This is a genomic window from Streptomyces sp. NPDC001137, assembly GCF_040298885.1.
Taxonomy (GTDB): Bacteria; Actinomycetota; Actinomycetes; order Streptomycetales; family Streptomycetaceae; genus Streptomyces.
The window spans coordinates 1-15,567 of sequence record NZ_JBEPBA010000021.1; the positions used below are offsets into that span (position 1 = coordinate 1).

13 protein-coding genes are annotated in these 15,567 nt (G+C 70.1%); 5 read left to right on the forward strand and 8 right to left on the reverse strand.

Translation table 11 applies throughout. The features are described 5' to 3' along the window. Positions 1 to 153 precede the first annotated feature (153 nt). The 6 genes from ABT254_RS33010 to ABT254_RS33035 are packed head-to-tail and all read right to left on the reverse strand — an operon-like array spanning position 154 to position 6,652. Positions 154 to 1,059: an amidohydrolase family protein gene (locus ABT254_RS33010; protein WP_351478249.1), complete on the reverse strand. Its 906-nt coding sequence runs from the start codon at positions 1,057 to 1,059 to the stop codon at positions 154 to 156. Positions 1,060 to 1,077: 18 nt separating this feature from the next. Then, positions 1,078 to 1,425: an L-rhamnose mutarotase gene (locus ABT254_RS33015; protein WP_351478252.1), complete on the reverse strand. Its 348-nt coding sequence runs from the start codon at positions 1,423 to 1,425 to the stop codon at positions 1,078 to 1,080. Further along, complete coding sequence (locus ABT254_RS33020; RefSeq protein ID WP_351478255.1) at positions 1,422 to 3,401, reverse strand: DUF8034 domain-containing protein; 1,980 nt, start codon at positions 3,399 to 3,401, stop codon at positions 1,422 to 1,424. The genes ABT254_RS33015 and ABT254_RS33020 overlap by 4 nt, the downstream gene beginning before the upstream one ends. An 8-nt stretch (positions 3,402 to 3,409) precedes the next feature. Further along, positions 3,410 to 4,318, reverse strand: a complete 909-nt coding sequence (locus ABT254_RS33025; RefSeq protein WP_351478257.1) for a carbohydrate ABC transporter permease — start codon at positions 4,316 to 4,318, stop codon at positions 3,410 to 3,412. Positions 4,319 to 4,373: 55 nt separating this feature from the next. Then, positions 4,374 to 5,288: a carbohydrate ABC transporter permease gene (locus ABT254_RS33030; protein WP_351478259.1), complete on the reverse strand. Its 915-nt coding sequence runs from the start codon at positions 5,286 to 5,288 to the stop codon at positions 4,374 to 4,376. After that, complete coding sequence (locus ABT254_RS33035) at positions 5,285 to 6,652, reverse strand: ABC transporter substrate-binding protein (protein ID WP_351478262.1); 1,368 nt, start codon at positions 6,650 to 6,652, stop codon at positions 5,285 to 5,287. Before ABT254_RS33035 ends, ABT254_RS33030 begins: the two co-directional genes overlap by 4 nt. Positions 6,653 to 6,962: 310 nt before the next feature. Between ABT254_RS33035 and ABT254_RS33040 the strand changes: the two genes are divergently transcribed. Both ABT254_RS33040 and ABT254_RS33045 read left to right on the forward strand, forming a co-directional pair. Further along, entirely contained in the window at positions 6,963 to 7,724 is a 762-nt protein-coding gene (locus ABT254_RS33040; RefSeq protein ID WP_351478265.1) for a FadR/GntR family transcriptional regulator, read from the forward strand. Between the two features lie 238 nt (positions 7,725 to 7,962). Next, positions 7,963 to 10,113 (forward strand): beta-galactosidase, encoded by a 2,151-nt coding sequence (locus ABT254_RS33045; RefSeq protein WP_351478268.1) that lies wholly within the window; start codon positions 7,963 to 7,965, stop codon positions 10,111 to 10,113. A 28-nt stretch (positions 10,114 to 10,141) separates the two neighbouring features. Here the strand turns inward: ABT254_RS33045 and ABT254_RS33050 are convergent, their stop codons facing one another. Beyond that, complete coding sequence (locus ABT254_RS33050; RefSeq protein WP_351478271.1) at positions 10,142 to 10,510, reverse strand: cupin domain-containing protein; 369 nt, start codon at positions 10,508 to 10,510, stop codon at positions 10,142 to 10,144. 157 nt (positions 10,511 to 10,667) lie between these two features. Between ABT254_RS33050 and pcaDC the strand changes: the two genes are divergently transcribed. From pcaDC to ABT254_RS33065, 3 genes are all read left to right on the forward strand, one after another. Further along, the gene (pcaDC, locus tag ABT254_RS33055; RefSeq protein WP_351478273.1) at positions 10,668 to 11,978 is read left to right on the forward strand and encodes a bifunctional 3-oxoadipate enol-lactonase/4-carboxymuconolactone decarboxylase PcaDC; all 1,311 of its coding nucleotides are present in this window, start codon (positions 10,668 to 10,670) and stop codon (positions 11,976 to 11,978) included. Between the two features lie 81 nt (positions 11,979 to 12,059). After that, a complete protein-coding gene (locus ABT254_RS33060; protein WP_351478276.1) occupies positions 12,060 to 12,695 on the forward strand; it encodes an MBL fold metallo-hydrolase in 636 nt (211 codons plus the stop codon). Positions 12,696 to 12,760: 65 nt separating this feature from the next. Further along, entirely contained in the window at positions 12,761 to 13,540 is a 780-nt protein-coding gene (locus ABT254_RS33065) for an exodeoxyribonuclease III (RefSeq protein WP_351478279.1), read from the forward strand. 105 nt (positions 13,541 to 13,645) lie between these two features. Here ABT254_RS33065 and ABT254_RS33070 read toward each other — a convergent pair whose 3' ends face one another. Further along, positions 13,646 to 15,409, reverse strand: coding sequence for an SGNH/GDSL hydrolase family protein (locus tag ABT254_RS33070; protein WP_351478282.1), 1,764 nt, complete (start codon positions 15,407 to 15,409; stop codon positions 13,646 to 13,648). Positions 15,410 to 15,567 lie beyond the last annotated feature (158 nt).

A 15,567-nucleotide genomic window follows, 5' to 3' on the forward strand; every position in this document is an offset into this window, starting at 1 on the left:
CGGTGTGCTGGGGGCGGGAGCCGTGTCCAGGGTGCGGGCGGACAGGTAGCGGACGGCAAGTGTCATCGTGCGATCAGGGTCCCTTCAGCGCGGACCGGAGCATGCGGGGCGGTGTGTCCGGCGCGGGTTCGGTGCGATGTTCGGCGGGGCGGGTCAGGTGGTGCGGATCGTTGCGTCGCTCTCTCCGGCGACGGGGGCGAGCCCGTAGAACGCGGTCGCGGTGCCGGCGAGAAGCGCGTGGACATCGCTCTCGCTCCAGGCGCTGAGCAGTTCGTCCACGGTGGCGGCCCACCGGTTCCAGCCGCCCGCCAGGTTGGCGACCGGCCAGTCCGAGCCGAACATCAGCCGCTCGGGCCCGAAGGCGGAGACCAGGAGGTCCCAGGCGGGGCGGATGTCGTCGACGGTCCACTTCTCGTGGTCGGCCTCGGTGATCAGTCCGGAGACCTTGCACACCACGTGCGGGTGCGCGGCCAGCCGCCGGATGCCGCGTTCCCACTCGGCGAGCTCCTGGCGGACGAGGTCTGGCTTGCCCGCGTGGTCGAGGACCTGGGGCAGCTCGGGGAAGCGTTCCGCGAGCCGGATCGCCTGGTCGAGCTGGTGGTCGCGCACGAGCACGTCGTAGCGCAGTCCTCGATCGCGGGCCGCCCTCAACCCGCGTTCCACATCGGGGCGTTGGAGCCAGTTGGGGTCGGTCTCGCCCTGGACCAGGTGACGCAGGGAGCGCAGATATCCGCCGCCCGGCCCGGAGGTCAGACGGTCGAGCACGTCACCGACGGCCGGTGACGTGAGGTCGGCCCAGCCGACCACGGCCTGGATCAGGGGCTCCCGCTCGGCGAGCGCGAGCAGGTCCTCGGTCTCGGCGACCTCCGCGATGCACTGGACGACCACCGTGCCGTGCAGCCGCCGGCCCGCGACGGGGTGGGTGGCGGTCGAGCGCAGGTCCTCGGGGGTGAAGGTGCGGCGGATCGACGCCACGTCGGGGTCGTCGAGCCAGGGCTGCGGACGCTGGGCGAGATCCCACAGGTGGTGGTGGGCGTCGACCAGCACGGGTGCGTTCACAAGGGGGTCCAAGTCGGCTCAGGCGGTGGCGTCGTCGCTGGGCGGGCTCAGGTGCCAGATCTCGGGCAGCTCGGTCCACTGGCGGCCCTCGCCCCGGTCGGGGAAGGGCTCCTGGCATGGGTCGGTGAGCTTCCACCACCGCTGGGTCTCGGGGTCGGCCTCGATGGACGCCATGTCCGCCTCGAAGTCGTCGCCGATGTACTCCATGTAGGCGAAGAGCACGTCACCGTGGAGGTAGATGCTGTAGTTGCGGATGTTCGCCCGGAGCAGGGCGGCTTCCACGCCGGGCCACACCGCCGAGTGGAGCCGGAGGTACTCCTCGCGGTGCTCGGGCCGGAGCCTGATGGTCTGGGCGATGCGCTTCATGCCGATTCCCCTGTCGTGTCACGGGAGTTGGACGCGTCGAACGGCGTGCGGTAACTGGGGGTGCGGGTGCGCAGCCCCAGCCGCAGGGTGAGCCGGATGCGGGTGGAGGCGGGCAGACGGACCGTCAGATAGGGTCCCTCGTAAGGGAGTTCGGCCTCGGAGACCACCGGCTCGGAGTGGCCGTAGTCGTACATGTCGCCGATCCAGCCGTCGTCCGTGCAGGCCGTGTACCGGACGCCGGTGATGGTGTGCTCGGCGAACGCGCCCGCCTGGACGATGACCGTGCGGTCGGTCTCGGGGGCGAGGTTGACCAGCTCGACGGTGGTCGCCTCGGGGTCGATGGAGGTGACCAGTGCGGCGACGTCCGCGGGCAGGCCGGCGCGGCGGGCGTCGGCGTCGTGGTAGCGCAGTCGGGCCTGCTGGAGGCCGCCCTGGTACAGCACCTGCGGGCCGCCCCAGGTCAGCTGCACGAGGGCCTCGGTGACCACCGGGTTGCACAGCTGCCACACATGGATGTCGGCCTCGGGCACGTCCAGGTCGCGGTAGCGGTCGATGCGCCGCAGCCGGTGCCGGATCTGGGCCTGCGCCATGGCGAGGATGCGCTCGGGGTAGTCGGGGTCGTCGCCGGCGAGGAAGGCGAACCACGCCTTCTCGTGCCCGGAGTCCTCCTTGGACCGGAACGGCCGCACGGTGCGCCAGTCGATGCCGTCCGCTTCGCGCAGTCCTTCCAGCCGGGCCCGGTCGGCCTGGGAGGAGGTGTGGTGCCACAGGGCCACCGGCACGGGGGGTGTCGAGGGGTTGTAGTCGAACCAGCCGGAGTCGTTGTGGCGGAACGGCAGGTGGAGCGTGGGTGTGTGCCGGTCGGGACCGAGTTCCACCGCCCACTTGGAGGGCAGGCTGGAGTCGGCCTCGGTGTGGGGCATGACCTTGGCGTGGCCTATGAGGGTGTCGAGCGAGGTGGCGACCATGGAGAGGTAGTCGTCGTCCCCGGTGACCGTGGCCGCCGCGAGCGCCGCCACGCAGGCCGCGTGGCCGAGGCTGTGCCAGCCGTGCGGCCAGGACCAGCCGTAGTGGCCGCCGTACCAGCGGCCCTCCAGCAGGCTGCCGACGACGCCGTCCGGGCCGACGTTGTCCGGGATCAGGCCGCCATTCGCCTGGGTGCGTTCGCGCCAGGCGTCCACGTACTCGACGATCCAGTCGCGGTAGCGCTCCTCGCCGGACAGGATCCAGGCGTTGAGGACCAGACCGGCCGCGGCGAGGTTGACCGCGGTGTCGCCGACGCCCATCCGGTCCCGCATCTGGTCGCCGAGGCGCGGATCCGCCGACAGCGGGTACGGACCGTCCTGGGCCTCGGGCAGCCATTCGAGCGGGTAGCCGTAGGTCTCGGCCTCCTTGAGCAGCCACGGGTACACGTCACCGTCGAACAGGCCGGTGCGTTCGGGGTCGCTGCCGTTGTGGGGGCGGGTGATGATGCGGTGTTCGGGGTCGTAGTTGCCCTTGGCGGGGTCGACGTAGAGCTCGGCGAAGCGCAGGGTGCGCTCCCGCCAGCGGTCGGGGGCGGCCATGCACAGGAAGTAGAGCAGGAGCAGGCTCTCGCCCTGGTGGAACCAGTCGTAGCCGCGCTCGTACTCGTCGCGCAGCATGTCCAGTTCGGTCAGCTGCTTGGTGACGCCCTCCCAGTGCTTCTCGCTGGCGGGCAGGAGGTCGTCGGCGCCGCCGAGGAGGTAGAGCTGGGGCCAGTTGAAGAAGACCTCGTAGAAGTCGTCCACGCCGTCGCGGGTGGTCAGCGGGCCGGTGTAGTTCAGGCGTCCGTCGGGGCCGGTGAAGTCGCGGGCGAAGCGGCGCCAGGCATGGTCGAGCAGGTCGAACAGGGCGCGCTGTGCGACGGCCCAGCCGGGGGGTTCGAGCAAGGGGACCGTCGCCTGGACATCGGGTGTCGAGTCGCCGGAGGCGTCGGGGTGCGGGCTGAAGGGCATGAGAGCGGTCACTCCTTGGTGGCGCCGGCAAGCATTCCGCTGACCAGGAAGCGCTGGGCGAACAGGAACACGACGAGCACGGGGGTGATGGCAACCAGCGTGGCCAGTGCCAACTGGGGGCGTTGGATCGCGAGGGCGCCGACGGTCGGGTTGAACGACGGAACATTGCTGAGCAGACTGCCGACGCCCACCTGGATCGGCATCTGGTCGCTCTCGGGGAGCATCACGTACGGCAGGAAGTAGTTCGTCCAGTTGGCGACGAAGCTGAAGAACCCGACCAGTGCGATGACGGGCGTCGCCAGCGGCAGAGCCACATGACGGAAGACACCGAACTCGGAGCAGCCGTCGATCCGCGCCGCGGCCAGGAGGTCCTTGGGCACGGCGGTGGTGAAGTAGATGTACGTCAGGTACACCCCGAACGGGTAGAACGAGTACGGCAGGATGATCGACCACATCGTGCCGATCAGGTGCACCGCGTTGATCTCCAGGAACAGCGGCACCACCAGCGTGGCGTTCGGCATCAGCATCACGACGAGGGTCGAGACGAGCAGCGTGTGCCGGCCGCGGAACTCGGTCATCGCCAGGGCGTAGCCGGCCGGGATGGCCAGGCAGAGCGTGATGACCAGGGAGATCGCGGCGTAGACGGCGGAGTTGCGCAGCCACAGCAGGATGGCGTCGTCCTGGAAGGCGGTGAGCGCGTGCCAGTTGGCCTTCAGTGCGTGCCAGGACCCGAAGGACAGCGGGTTGTCGTGGACCAGTTGCTGGTCGGTCTTGGTCGCCGCGAGCAGCAGCCAGAGCACCGGGAGCACGAAGAACACCACGAAGACGGTGAGTACCGAGCCCGCCAGCAGCCGGGAGGCCACGTGCTGAGGGGGCCGGCGGCGCTGCCGTGGTTCCCCGTGTCGGGTTCGGCTCATGACGTTCGCATCCCGTTCCGTGCGTGGGGCGGTGGCAGGGGGAGTGGGTCGTGTGTCAGTCGGCATCGAAGAACCCCGACCGTGCGACGAAGACACCGGCGACCGACACGCTGACGACCAGGAGCTCCACCGAGACCGCCGCCGCGCCGTTGATGTTGTTCATCTGGAAGGCGAAGTCGTACGTCAGCTGGTTGAGCGAGTAGTCGCGTCCGGCCACGCCCACGCTGGCGAGGGAGAGCAACTGCGGCTCCACGAACAGCTGGGCGCCGCCCGCGAAGGCCAGGATCACCATGTAGACGATCCACTTGCGGAGCATGGGGATCTGCACCCGCCAGGCGGTCTGCCAGCCGTTCGCACCGTCGATGCGCGCGGCCTCCATGACGTCCTTGGGGATGTTGTTGAGCGCGCCGTACATCACGACGATCCAGCCGCCCGCGCCGGTCCAGAACGCGATGACCGTGAACAGCAGTGCCAGGTTTCCGGGGGCGATGACCTCGCCGAAGGTGTGGAAGCCCAGCGTCTCCAGCAGGGAGCTGACCGGGCTGACCGTCGGGTCGAGCATGAACAGCCACACCAGGACGCTCGCGGCGCCGGCGAGGGCTCCGGGGATGTAGTAGAGGAAGCGCAGTGCCTGACTGAGCGGCCCGGAGGACAGCCGGTGCAGGAGCAGCGCCAGGACCACCACGAACACCACGAGCGACAGGAGCCAGAAGACCAGGTACAGGGCCACATGGCCCAGGGAGTCGACGAAGCGGAAGTCCTGTGCCGTGGTGACGAAGTTGGAGAGGCCGGTGAACACGCCTCCGGCGTCCGTGAACGCGAAGTAGATGGCGTAACACGTCGGTAGGACGCCGAAGGCGATCAGCAGCAGTACGTAGCCGGCGACGAATGCCACGCCGGCCCGGCTCTGCCGGGAGGTGCCGCGCGGGCGCCCCCGGACAGAGCCGGCCGAGGAGTGGGTGACGGTCACTGGGAGACCTTGTATCCGTCGGCCTTGGCGTACTTGACGATCGAGTCCTTCCAGGCGGGCAGCATCGATTCGATGGTCTTGCCCTGGGTCAGGGCGGGCTTGACGGTGGCGGCCCAGACCGCCTCCTGGCTGAACTGGCCCGAGCCCCAGTCGGACCACACCTGCGAGGAGGCGTCCTTGAGGGCCGTGAGGTCACTGGCGTAGTACCCGGAGGCGGCCTGCGCCTTCAGCCAGTTCTCGGCGGCGGGCGCGTACGCCGGGAAGCCGGGGGCCTTCTCGCCCTGGTAGGCGTTGTCGGTGGTGACCCACTTCAGGAAGTCGGTGGCCGCCTTGAGGTGGGTGGAGTGCTTGGACAGCAGCCAGGTGCCGCCGCCGACGTTGCCGGTGGAGGGTGAGGTGTCGCCCTGCCACTGCGGGATGGGCGCCACCGCTATCTGCTTGGCCGGGGTCTTGAGGCCGTCCTTGAAGACCGCTCCGCCGTACCACGCCGGGCCGGGCATGAGCAGGACCTTGTCGGCCTCGTTCTTGCCGAAGTCGGTGCTGAAGACGCCGCTGATGGACATCGACTTGTTCTTGATCAGTACGTCCAGCAGCTTGGCCATCTTGGTGCAGGCCTCGCTGGTGGTGTTGACCGAGACGGACTTGGGGCCGGTGATGTGGTTGGCGCCGCACTTGCTCGCCCACATGTAGATCTCGGGGGTGAAGGTGTCACCCGCGTCGCCCACGAGGTAGCCGGGGTGCTCCTTGGCGACCTTCTCACCGAGCGCCTGGTACTCCTCCCAGGTCGTCGGGACCTTGTAGCCGAACTTCTTCAGCAGCGGCGCGTTGTACCAGAGCACCGCCTGGGAGAGGTCGTTGCGCAGGCAGTAGAGGGTTCCGTCGACCGTGCAGACGTCGTTGGCGCCCTTGGCGAACCCGCTGAGGGTGGCGTCCGGGATCAGGCCCTTGTTCAGCGGTGCCGCGAATCCCGCGTCGACGGCCCAGCTCGCCTCGTTGTTCTGGGAGCTGAAGACGACGTCCGGCCAGCCCTTGCCGGTGCGGTTGAACAACTGGACCTTGGTCTGGAGGTAGTTGGACCCGTTGGCGTCGCCGTCGTAGCTGACGATGTCCATCTTCACGTCGGGGTGCTGCTGCTGGTACAGCTTCGCGGCGTCCATGCGGGTCGCGTCCACCCAGACGGTCAACGCCCCCTTGTTCTGCGGGGCTTGGGTGAATCCGTCCTTGGCGGTGCCGCCGGCGGTGCCGCCACCGCCGCCGCAGGCGGTCACGGTGAGCAGCACGGTGGCCGCGCAGCCGGCCAGCACCGCGGCACGTCTCCTGCTGGTCCCTGTCTCCTGGTCGGCCGAAGGCTTGTAGACGGACATGAGCGACTCCACTCGGTTTGCATGAGGGCGGCTGGCGGCTCTGTCGTTACCGCCGCGGAAAGAAATTAGCCGCCATATCGAGAGGCTCGTCAAGAGGTGAGTATGTCTTTTTTTGGACTCGTGAGTAGGCGATGCGTGGGTGATGCCAGGCTGAAGAAGCAGGTGAATCGGCACTTAAGCCCCGAACGGAGATCGACTCCGAAGGTGAAGTTCGATCGATGAGTACTACTTATCCTCACCTCCCTGTACGATGACCGCGGCTTCAGGGCCGATCAGTCACCGTCGTCGCAGTCACCCGGAGGCAACACGCATGAAACACACGCCCGCCGTGGCAGCGGTGGTGAACGGTGCTGACGAGCGGCGCGACTACCGGCCCGGATACGAGGTCGTGGCGGAGCGGATACTCGAGTTCATCGCCGAGGCGCGCCTGGCCCCCGGTGACCGGATGCCCACGGAGAACGACCTGGCTCAGCGGCTGGACACCAGCCGAGCGGTGGTTCGGGAAGCCGTGAAGATCCTCTCGGCGCTCGGCCGGGTCCGGGCGCACAAGGGGCGCGGACTGTTCGTCGCGAACGACGACGGCCTACTGGTCGACAGCCGCTGGGGAGGCTTCTTCCGGCCTGTGGACCTGGATCACGTGCTCATGCTGTTCGAGTTCCGAAGGGTTCAGGAGACGGCCGCCGCCAGACTCGCCGCCACCCGTGCCACGCCCGCCGAACTGCGCACCCTCGAGATCGCCATGGAGCAGTGCCGGCACGGGTACGTCCATGGCGAGATCGCCGTCTTCAATCAGGCCGACGACGACTTCCATGCGGCGGTGGCCGCGGCCTCGCACAACACGTTCCTCGGCAGCGCGGTGCGGGACGCCCGGCGACTCCAGCGCCAGTCCAGCGCGATCGGCATACACGACAGCTTCGGTGAGGGCACCGCGGCCGCGGTGGAGGAGCACGAGGCGATCTACCGCGCGATTCGCGACGGCCGGCCCGAGGCGGCCGCCGAGGCCACCGCCGTACACCTCGACCGGACCCTGGAGGACTACCGGCGGGAGATCCAGCGCCGCCTGTTCGGATGACCTGCGGACTGCACCCCCGGCCGGGGGCGCGCCAGGTCGATGAATCCGTACCGGACGCTTGACGGGCACCCACCTGACTGCGTAGACATGTCAGCGCAGTCAGACGTACCCAGGACGTCGGCCTCTCCTCCTGGCCTCCCAGGCCTTCGGAGGGGGCAGCGGCGCGCACAGCAACATGCTGGTACTGACAGAGCGGTTCAGGCAGTAACGCCCCCACCGACTCCTCGGAGGTTCTCCCATGGCGGTCCTGCCCGCCCGCGTCCTCTTCGGTGCCGCGTACTACCACGAGTACACGCCCGCCTACGACCCCCGACTGCGGCCAGACGAACGGCTGAAGACCGATCTGGACCTGATGGCCGAGGCGCACTTCACCGTGATCCGGGTCGGCGAGTCGGTCTGGTCCACCTGGGAGCCCGACAACGGCCGCTTCGACCTCGACTGGCTCCAGCCGGTCCTCGACGGTGCCCATGAGCGTGGCATCTCCGTCGTCCTCGGCACCCCGACCTACGCGGTGCCGCCGTGGCTGGCCCGCCAGTACCCCGAGATCACGGGGGAGCGGCGCACCGGTGAGCGCATCGGCTGGGGCGCACGCCAGGAGGTGGACTTCACCCACCCCGCGTTCCGCTTCCACGCCGAGCGGATCATCCGCAAGATCGTCGCCCGGTACGCCGACCACCCGGCGGTCATCGGCTGGCAGGTCGACAACGAACCCGGCCTGCACCTCTTCCACAACCGCGGAGTCTTCCGGCGCTTCGTCGACCATCTGCGCGACAAGTACGGGGACGTCGAGACCCTCAACCGCGAGTGGGGCCTGGTCTACTGGTCGCACCGGCTCTCCGACTGGTCCGACCTGTGGACCCCGGACGGCAACGAACAGCCGCAGTACGACGTCGCCTGGCGGGAGTTCCAGGCCCGGCAGGTCACCGAGTTCATCGGCTGGCAGGCCGACATCGTCCGCGAGTACGCGAGCCCCGAGCACTTCGTCACCACCTGCATCTCCTACACCCGGCAGGGCGTGGCGGACGACGAACTGTCCGCGCGGCTCGACATCGCCTCCGGCAACCCGTACTACGACATGCAGGACGGTCTCCTGCTGCCCGACCCCACCCCGGACGAGCACGAGCAGGGCTGGAAGACCAGCGGCGTCTGGTCGATGTACCAGACCGCGGACTGGATGTACTCCTCCCGCCAGGAGCCTTTCCTGGTCACCGAGACCAACGCGAGCTCCATCGGCTACGCCTGGGACAACCGGCCCGGTTACGACGGCCAGTGGCGCCAGACGGCGTGGGCGCACGTGGCCAGGGGCGCCCGGATGATCGAGTACTGGCAGTGGCAGACCCTGCGCTTCGGCGCCGAGACCTACTGGGGCGGTGTCCTGCCGCACAGCGGGCAGCCCGGCCGCACCTACGCCGAAATCGCGCGCCTGGGCGCCGAGTTCGAGACGGCCGGCCCGCTCGTCGCGGGGCTGGAGCCGGACGCCGACATCACGATGGTCTACTCGACACCGAGCAAGTGGCTGATGCAGAAGTACCCGCCACTGGCCAAGCCCAACGGCGAGCCGGACCCCGCCGCCTACCACCGCATCTTCGACCCCTTCTACCGCGGCGCCTTCGACGCCCGCCGGCAGGTGCGGATCATCCACGTGTCGCAACTGGTCGAGGACACGGCACCGCAGGAGGCCGCGCGCCGCCACCCCGTGCTCGTCGTACCGGCGCTGTACATCGCCACCGACGCAGCCCGCGACTGGCTCACCGCCTACGCCCAGGACGGCGGCCACCTCGTCCTGGGCCCCCGCACCGGGTACGCCGACCACGAGGCCCGCGCCAGGATCGAGAAGGCCCCCGGCCGTCTCGCCGAGGCAGCGGGCGTCCACTACGACGAGTTCAGCAACCTGGCGGGGCCCGTACCGGTCCGCGGTGCCGACGGCGGCCCGCTCGAAGTGCCCGCCGGGGCGACGGCGACGCACTGGGTCGAGGGCCTCACCCCGGTCGACGCCGAGGCACTGGCCTCCTACGAGCACCCGCACTTCGGGCGCTGGCCCGCCGTCACCACCCGCGCACACGGCGCAGGCCGTGTCACCTGCGTGGGCACGGTTCCCGGCCGTGACCTCGCCCGGTCCCTGGCCGCCTGGATGGCGCCCGAGACGCGCGGCGGCTGGCGGGACCTGCCCGGGACCGTGACCGTCACGACCGGCACCTCGCCGGACGGGCGTCACGTGCACGTCGTCCACAACTGGAGCTGGCAGCCCACTCGGGTCCCGTCCCCGGTGAACCTTTCCGACGTCCTGAGCGGCGACGACGTACCAGCCGGTGCGGAGGTGGACCTGGGCCCGTGGGACGTCCGCGTCCTCGTCGCCGAGCGCGACGGCACCACCCCGGGCGCCTGGTGACCGTACCTGCCCCGACAGAATTCCCAGGCTATTCCTGCTCGACCGCGTAACCGGCCACAGAAGGCCAGCGAACCGTCAGGACCACGGATTCCTCTTCCGCACACCACGAGTGATCGACTCCGCGACCCCAGACGACATAATCTCCCTGCTTTTCAAGAACCACGCTGCGCTCCGGGAAGTCGACACGAAACCGGCCGCTGATGAGGACCAGGAGCGCGGTGCGCTGTTCCCCCCGCACCCACTCCAGCCGTTCGTCGCCACGCGGATGGATGCCCCATTTGATCTCCACCGCTCGGGTGTGCCGAGGGTCGTCGACCTCCTTGAAGTGACCCAGAATCCATCCCCGATCCAATGGGGCGTCATTTCCTGCATTCCCCACATAAATCCCATCAGCCATAAAGGGGATCTTATCAGCCGGTTTACTGAAATTCCGGCGTGAGGAATTTCTCGGCAGTACATGGCATGGCTGACCGAGAGGTCTTTCACCTGATCTGTCCCACATCCTCACGCACCCCGTCATGGGGGCGGCCGTGAGAGATGAGAGGCTCTGACGAGTGAGCCAGACACCACCGATCACCCTGCAATACCGCTTTGACGGGCCGGACGACGCACCTGTCCTCATCCTGGGGCCCTCGCTGGGCACCACATGGCACATGTGGGACCGCCAGGTGCCCGAGCTGGCGAAGCAGTGGCGCGTCTTCCGCTTCGACCTGCCGGGGCACGGCGGCGCGCCGGCCCACCCGGTGGGCTCGGTGGCCGAACTCGCCTCCCGGCTGCTGGCCACGCTCGACGGGCTCGGCGTGCAGCGCTTCGGCTACGCGGGCTGTGCGCTCGGCGGTGCGATCGGCCTCGAGCTGGCCCTCCGCCACCCCGAGCGGCTCGCCTCGCTCGCCGTGATCGCCGCCTCGCCCCGCTTCGGCACGGCCGACGAGTTCCGCCAGCGCGGGGTGATAGTGCGTACGAACGGGCTCGACCCCATCGCCCGTACCTCCCCCGACCGCTGGTTCACCGGCGGGTTCGCCGCCGCGCAGCCCGCGATCACCGACTGGGCCGTGCAGATGGTCCGCACCACGGACCCCGGCTGCTACATCGCCGCCTGCGAGGCCCTGGCCGCGTTCGACGTACGGCCCGAACTCGGTCGCGTCGGCGTGCCCACCCTCGTCCTCGTCGGCTCGGAGGACAAGGTCACCGGCCCCGCCGAGGCCCGCACCCTGGTCGCCGGCATACCCGACGCGCGCCTCGCCGTGGTCCCCGGCGCCTCCCACCTGGTGCCGGTCGAGCAGCCCGCCGCCGTCACCGACCTGCTGGTCCGGCACTTCTCCACCGCCTGGCAGCCCGGCTACGTCGAGTCGTCCACGGGGCAGACAGCCATCCCGGCCATGCCCGCCAAGCCCGCACTCTCCCCGTCCCCGCGGCCCCACCAGCTCGCACCGATCGCCGAGATAGCCCCCGCCGCGGTCGTGCCCCCGCCGGTGAACGGGCGTCCCGACCCCCACGACACGGGCATCAAGGTGCGCCGCGAGGTGCTCGGCGACGCACACGTCGACCGGGTGCTGGCGCAGGCGGACGAGTTCTCCGGGGACTTCCAGGAGTTCGTCACCCGGTATGCGTGGGGCGAGATATGGGACCGGCCCGGTCTCGACCGGCGTGCCCGCAGCTGTGTGACCCTGGCCGCCCTGGTCGCGGGCGGCCATCTGGAGGAGCTCGCCGTCCACACCCGCGCCGCCCTGCGCAACGGCCTCACCCCGAGCGAGATCAAGGAAGTGCTGATGCAGTCGGCCGTCTACTGCGGACTGCCGGCGGCGAACAGCGCGTTCAGGGTTGCCCAGCAGGTCATAAGGGAGGAAACGACCCCCACCGACTGACACCGGCTGATCGTCAACCGGGCAGCGAGAGCACCCGGCTCAGCTGCCCGACCCTCCCGTGAAGGGGGCAGGATGGGAGCCATGAAGCTCACGAAGAAGTCGCATGCCTGCGTCCGTCTCGAGAAGGACGGGCGCACGCTCGTCCTCGACCCCGGCGGGTTCAGCGAGCAGGACGCCGCCCTCGGCGCGGATGCGATCCTCGTCACGCACGAGCACCCCGACCACTTCGACGAGGGCCGGCTGCGGGCGGCCATGGAGGCGAATCCGGCGGCCGAGATCTGGACCCTCGCCTCGGTCGCGGAACAGATCTCCGCCGCCTTCCCGGGCCGCGTGCACACCGTCGGCCACGGCGACACGTTCACCGCCGCGGGCTTCGACATTCAGGTCCACGGCGAGCTGCACGCGGTCATCCACCCGGACATTCCGCGCATCACCAACGTCGGTTACCTCGTCGACGGCGGCAAGGTCTTCCACCCCGGCGACGCCCTCACCGTCCCCGACCACCCGGTCGAGACGCTGATGCTCCCGGTCATGGCCCCCTGGAACAAGATCGCCGAGGTCATCGAGTACGTCCGCGAGGTCAAACCGCAGCGTGCCTACGACATCCACGACGCCCTCCTCACGGACCTCGCCCGCCCGATCTACGACCGCCAGATCGGCGCTCTCGGCGGCTCCGACCACCTGCGCCTGACCCCGGGCGAGTCGGCGGAGGTCTGAGCCCGGGCCCAGGGACGGCGGGCGGGCCGGCCGCGTTGTCAGACCGGCCCGGTAGGTTGTGAGGCATGCGCATTGCGACCTGGAACGTGAACTCGATCACCGCCCGCCTGCCGAGGCTCCTGGCCTGGCTGGAGAGCAGCGGCACGGACGTGCTCTGCCTCCAGGAGGCCAAGCTGGCCGAGGAGCAGTTCCCGTTCGACGCACTGCGCGACCTCGGCTACGAAGCGGCGGTGCACGCGACCGGCCGGTGGAACGGCGTGGCGGTGCTCTCCCGCGTAGGCCTCAAGGAAGTGGTCAAGGGCCTGCCCGGCGATCCCGGATACGACGGCGCCCCGGAGCCCCGAGCCATCTCGGCGACCTGCGGCCCGGTCCGCGTCTGGTCGGTGTACGTGCCGAACGGCCGCGAGGTGGACCACCCCCACTACGCCTACAAGCTCCAGTGGTTCGAGGCCCTCAAGGCCGCCGTCGCCGGCGACGCGGCCGGAAGCCGCCCGTTCGCCGTGCTCGGCGACTACAACGTGGCCCCGACGGACGACGACGTCTACGACGTGGCCGCCTTCGAGGGCCTCACCCACGTCACCCCCGCCGAGCGTGCGGCCCTGGCGTCCCTGCGCGAGGCCGGCCTCTCGGACGTGGTCCCCCGCCCCCTCAAGTACGAGCACCCCTTCACCTACTGGGACTACCGCCAACTCTGCTTCCCCAAGAACCGCGGCATGCGCATCGACCTGGTCTACGGCAACGCCCCCTTCGCCGAGGCGGTCACCGACGCCTACGTGGACCGCGAGGAACGCAAGGGCAAGGGCGCATCGGACCATGCGCCGGTGGTGGTGGACGTGGACGTGTAGGCGCCGCTCTGCGCATGCCGGGCGCAGCCACATCAGCCCGTCCGGCGTTTGAGGACGAGGCCGTTCAGGCCGAAGCGGGGTCCGGGGGCGCAGCCCCCGGGACGGTCACGGCACCAGAGCGCGCAGATCCACGGATCGGGCCATCGCGGCGAGCCCCGCATCCCCCGGATGCAGATGATCCCCACTGTCATAAGCGGGCAGCATCCGCCCCGGCTGCCGCGGATCCCGCACCACCGCATCGAAGTCGAGCACCGCGTCGAACACCCCGGAGCCCCGGATCCACGCGTTCACCGCGGAGCGCTCCGCCTCGACGGCAGCGGTGCACCGCACCTCGCCCTCGCAGGGCAGGATCGTGCCGGCCAGCATCCGCAGGCCCCGTGCATGCCCCCGGTCCGCGATCTCCCGCAACCCGGCGACGATCTGCTGCGCCGTCGTCAGCCCCCGCAGGTCGTTCACGCCCTCGAAGACGACCGCCGTACGCACCGAGGTCTGGGCGAGGACATCGCGGTCGAACCGGTGCAGGGCGCTGACCCCGGCCCCGTCCGTGGAGACCCCGTCACCGGGATACCGGTCGGTGACCACACGGTTCCCGGAGATCCCCTGGTTGAGCACCCCGTAGCGCGGGACCGCACGCTGCTTCAGCAGCCGTGCGGCCAGCACATCGGGCCACCGCCGGTTCGCATCCGTCGTGGATCTGTCCCCGTCGGTGATCGAGTCGCCGAGCAGCACCACCGACCCCGGCCCACCGCCCACGTCCACACCGGTCAGCAGCGGCCACCTGGTCAGGGTCGTGGTGTACGCCGTCCCGGAGCCCTCCGCCGTATGGTCGCCCGCCGTGCTCACATACGAGCGCTGCACCGCGAGCTGGTGGACGGGTGCCGCCGCCACCGGCCCGGGCAGATGGAAACTGACCAGGAGATTCGCGTCCGAGGGCACCACGAAGCCCAGTGGATCGCTGAACGCCTGGGCCCCGGCCGGGATCTCCGTCCCCCTCGCCCCCCGGAACGACAGCGGCACCGGCACGCCCCGCGCCGTGGCCCCCTCCTTCTGCACGGCCACCGTCGCGCCGCCGATCCGTACCGGCGCCGCCGCGAAGGTGTTGTCGAGCCGCAGCCGCATCCGCGATCCGCCCACCGACGTGTGCACCACCAGCCGTACCGTCCGGTCACTCCACGGCCCCACGGCCCGGACACCGGAGGTCGCGGCCGCCCAACTGCCACTCCAGCCCGCGCCGGAGGACCGCACGGCCAGCGCGAAGACATGCAGACCGGCGGCGCGCGGCAGCTGCACGGAGGCCACCTGGAGCCCCCGGACCAGCGGCACGGTCACCACGTACAGCCGTGCCTGCTCGGCGAGCCGGCCGCCGGGTGTGTTGATGTGCGGCAGCGCCACCGCCTTCGTGGCGAGCGGTCCGGCGCGCCAGTCGGGAGCGGTCAGGTCGTACGAGGAGCGGGTGCCGTCCCGGTACGCGACCGAGCCCGTGCCGCTCGCTCCGGCCCCGCCCGTGCCCGCCACCAGGAAGGCGAGCGCGTCGCCGCGTCCGCCCACGCGCACGGACTGTCCGGCGGCGACCACGTTGTCCCGCTCGCCCGGCAGCCGCCGCGGCCAGGTCAGCCGGGCTCCCTGCAAGGTGAGGGCGCGTCCGGGCGTCCAGCCCGCGGCGGTCAGGTCCTGTGCCGACAGGGAGCCCCCGTAGCCGTCGAGGTTCGCCAGTTCCGGACGGGCGTCGTCGCTGACGGCAACGTTGTCGAAGAGCCGCTCCAGCGGCTGTGGTTGTGCCCCCTCGGCTGTGGCCCGTGCCGACACGGCAGGTGCCAGGAAGGCGAACGAGACGATGGCAACCGCGAATCCCCGCACACGTCGACGCACGGCCGACTCCTCCCGCTCACCGGTGGGACGAAAGACGCATCGCGAAGCTAGAGAGACGTGAGGGACCCGTCAACGCGCCATGCACGAAGTGGACGCGAAATCGCCCCGAAGTGACCGCCCGCGCGCCTGTGGTGCGCACGCCGGTGCGAATGACACGC

Bases quoted from the DNA above. Each gene is read 5' to 3' on its own strand.
- ABT254_RS33015 (WP_351478252.1), bottom strand. From the start codon at position 1,425: ATGAAGCGCATCGCCCAGACCATCAGGCTCCGGCCCGAGCACCGCGAG.
- ABT254_RS33020 (WP_351478255.1), bottom strand. From the start codon at position 3,401: ATGCCCTTCAGCCCGCACCCCGACGCCTCCGGCGACTCGACACCCGAT.
- ABT254_RS33025 (WP_351478257.1), bottom strand. From the start codon at position 4,318: ATGAGCCGAACCCGACACGGGGAACCACGGCAGCGCCGCCGGCCCCCT.
- ABT254_RS33035 (WP_351478262.1), bottom strand. From the start codon at position 6,652: ATGTCCGTCTACAAGCCTTCGGCCGACCAGGAGACAGGGACCAGCAGG.
- ABT254_RS33040 (WP_351478265.1), top strand. From the start codon at position 6,963: ATGAAACACACGCCCGCCGTGGCAGCGGTGGTGAACGGTGCTGACGAG.
- ABT254_RS33045 (WP_351478268.1), top strand. From the start codon at position 7,963: ATGGCGGTCCTGCCCGCCCGCGTCCTCTTCGGTGCCGCGTACTACCAC.
- ABT254_RS33050 (WP_351478271.1), bottom strand. From the start codon at position 10,510: ATGGCTGATGGGATTTATGTGGGGAATGCAGGAAATGACGCCCCATTG.
- ABT254_RS33060 (WP_351478276.1), top strand. From the start codon at position 12,060: ATGAAGCTCACGAAGAAGTCGCATGCCTGCGTCCGTCTCGAGAAGGAC.
- ABT254_RS33065 (WP_351478279.1), top strand. From the start codon at position 12,761: ATGCGCATTGCGACCTGGAACGTGAACTCGATCACCGCCCGCCTGCCG.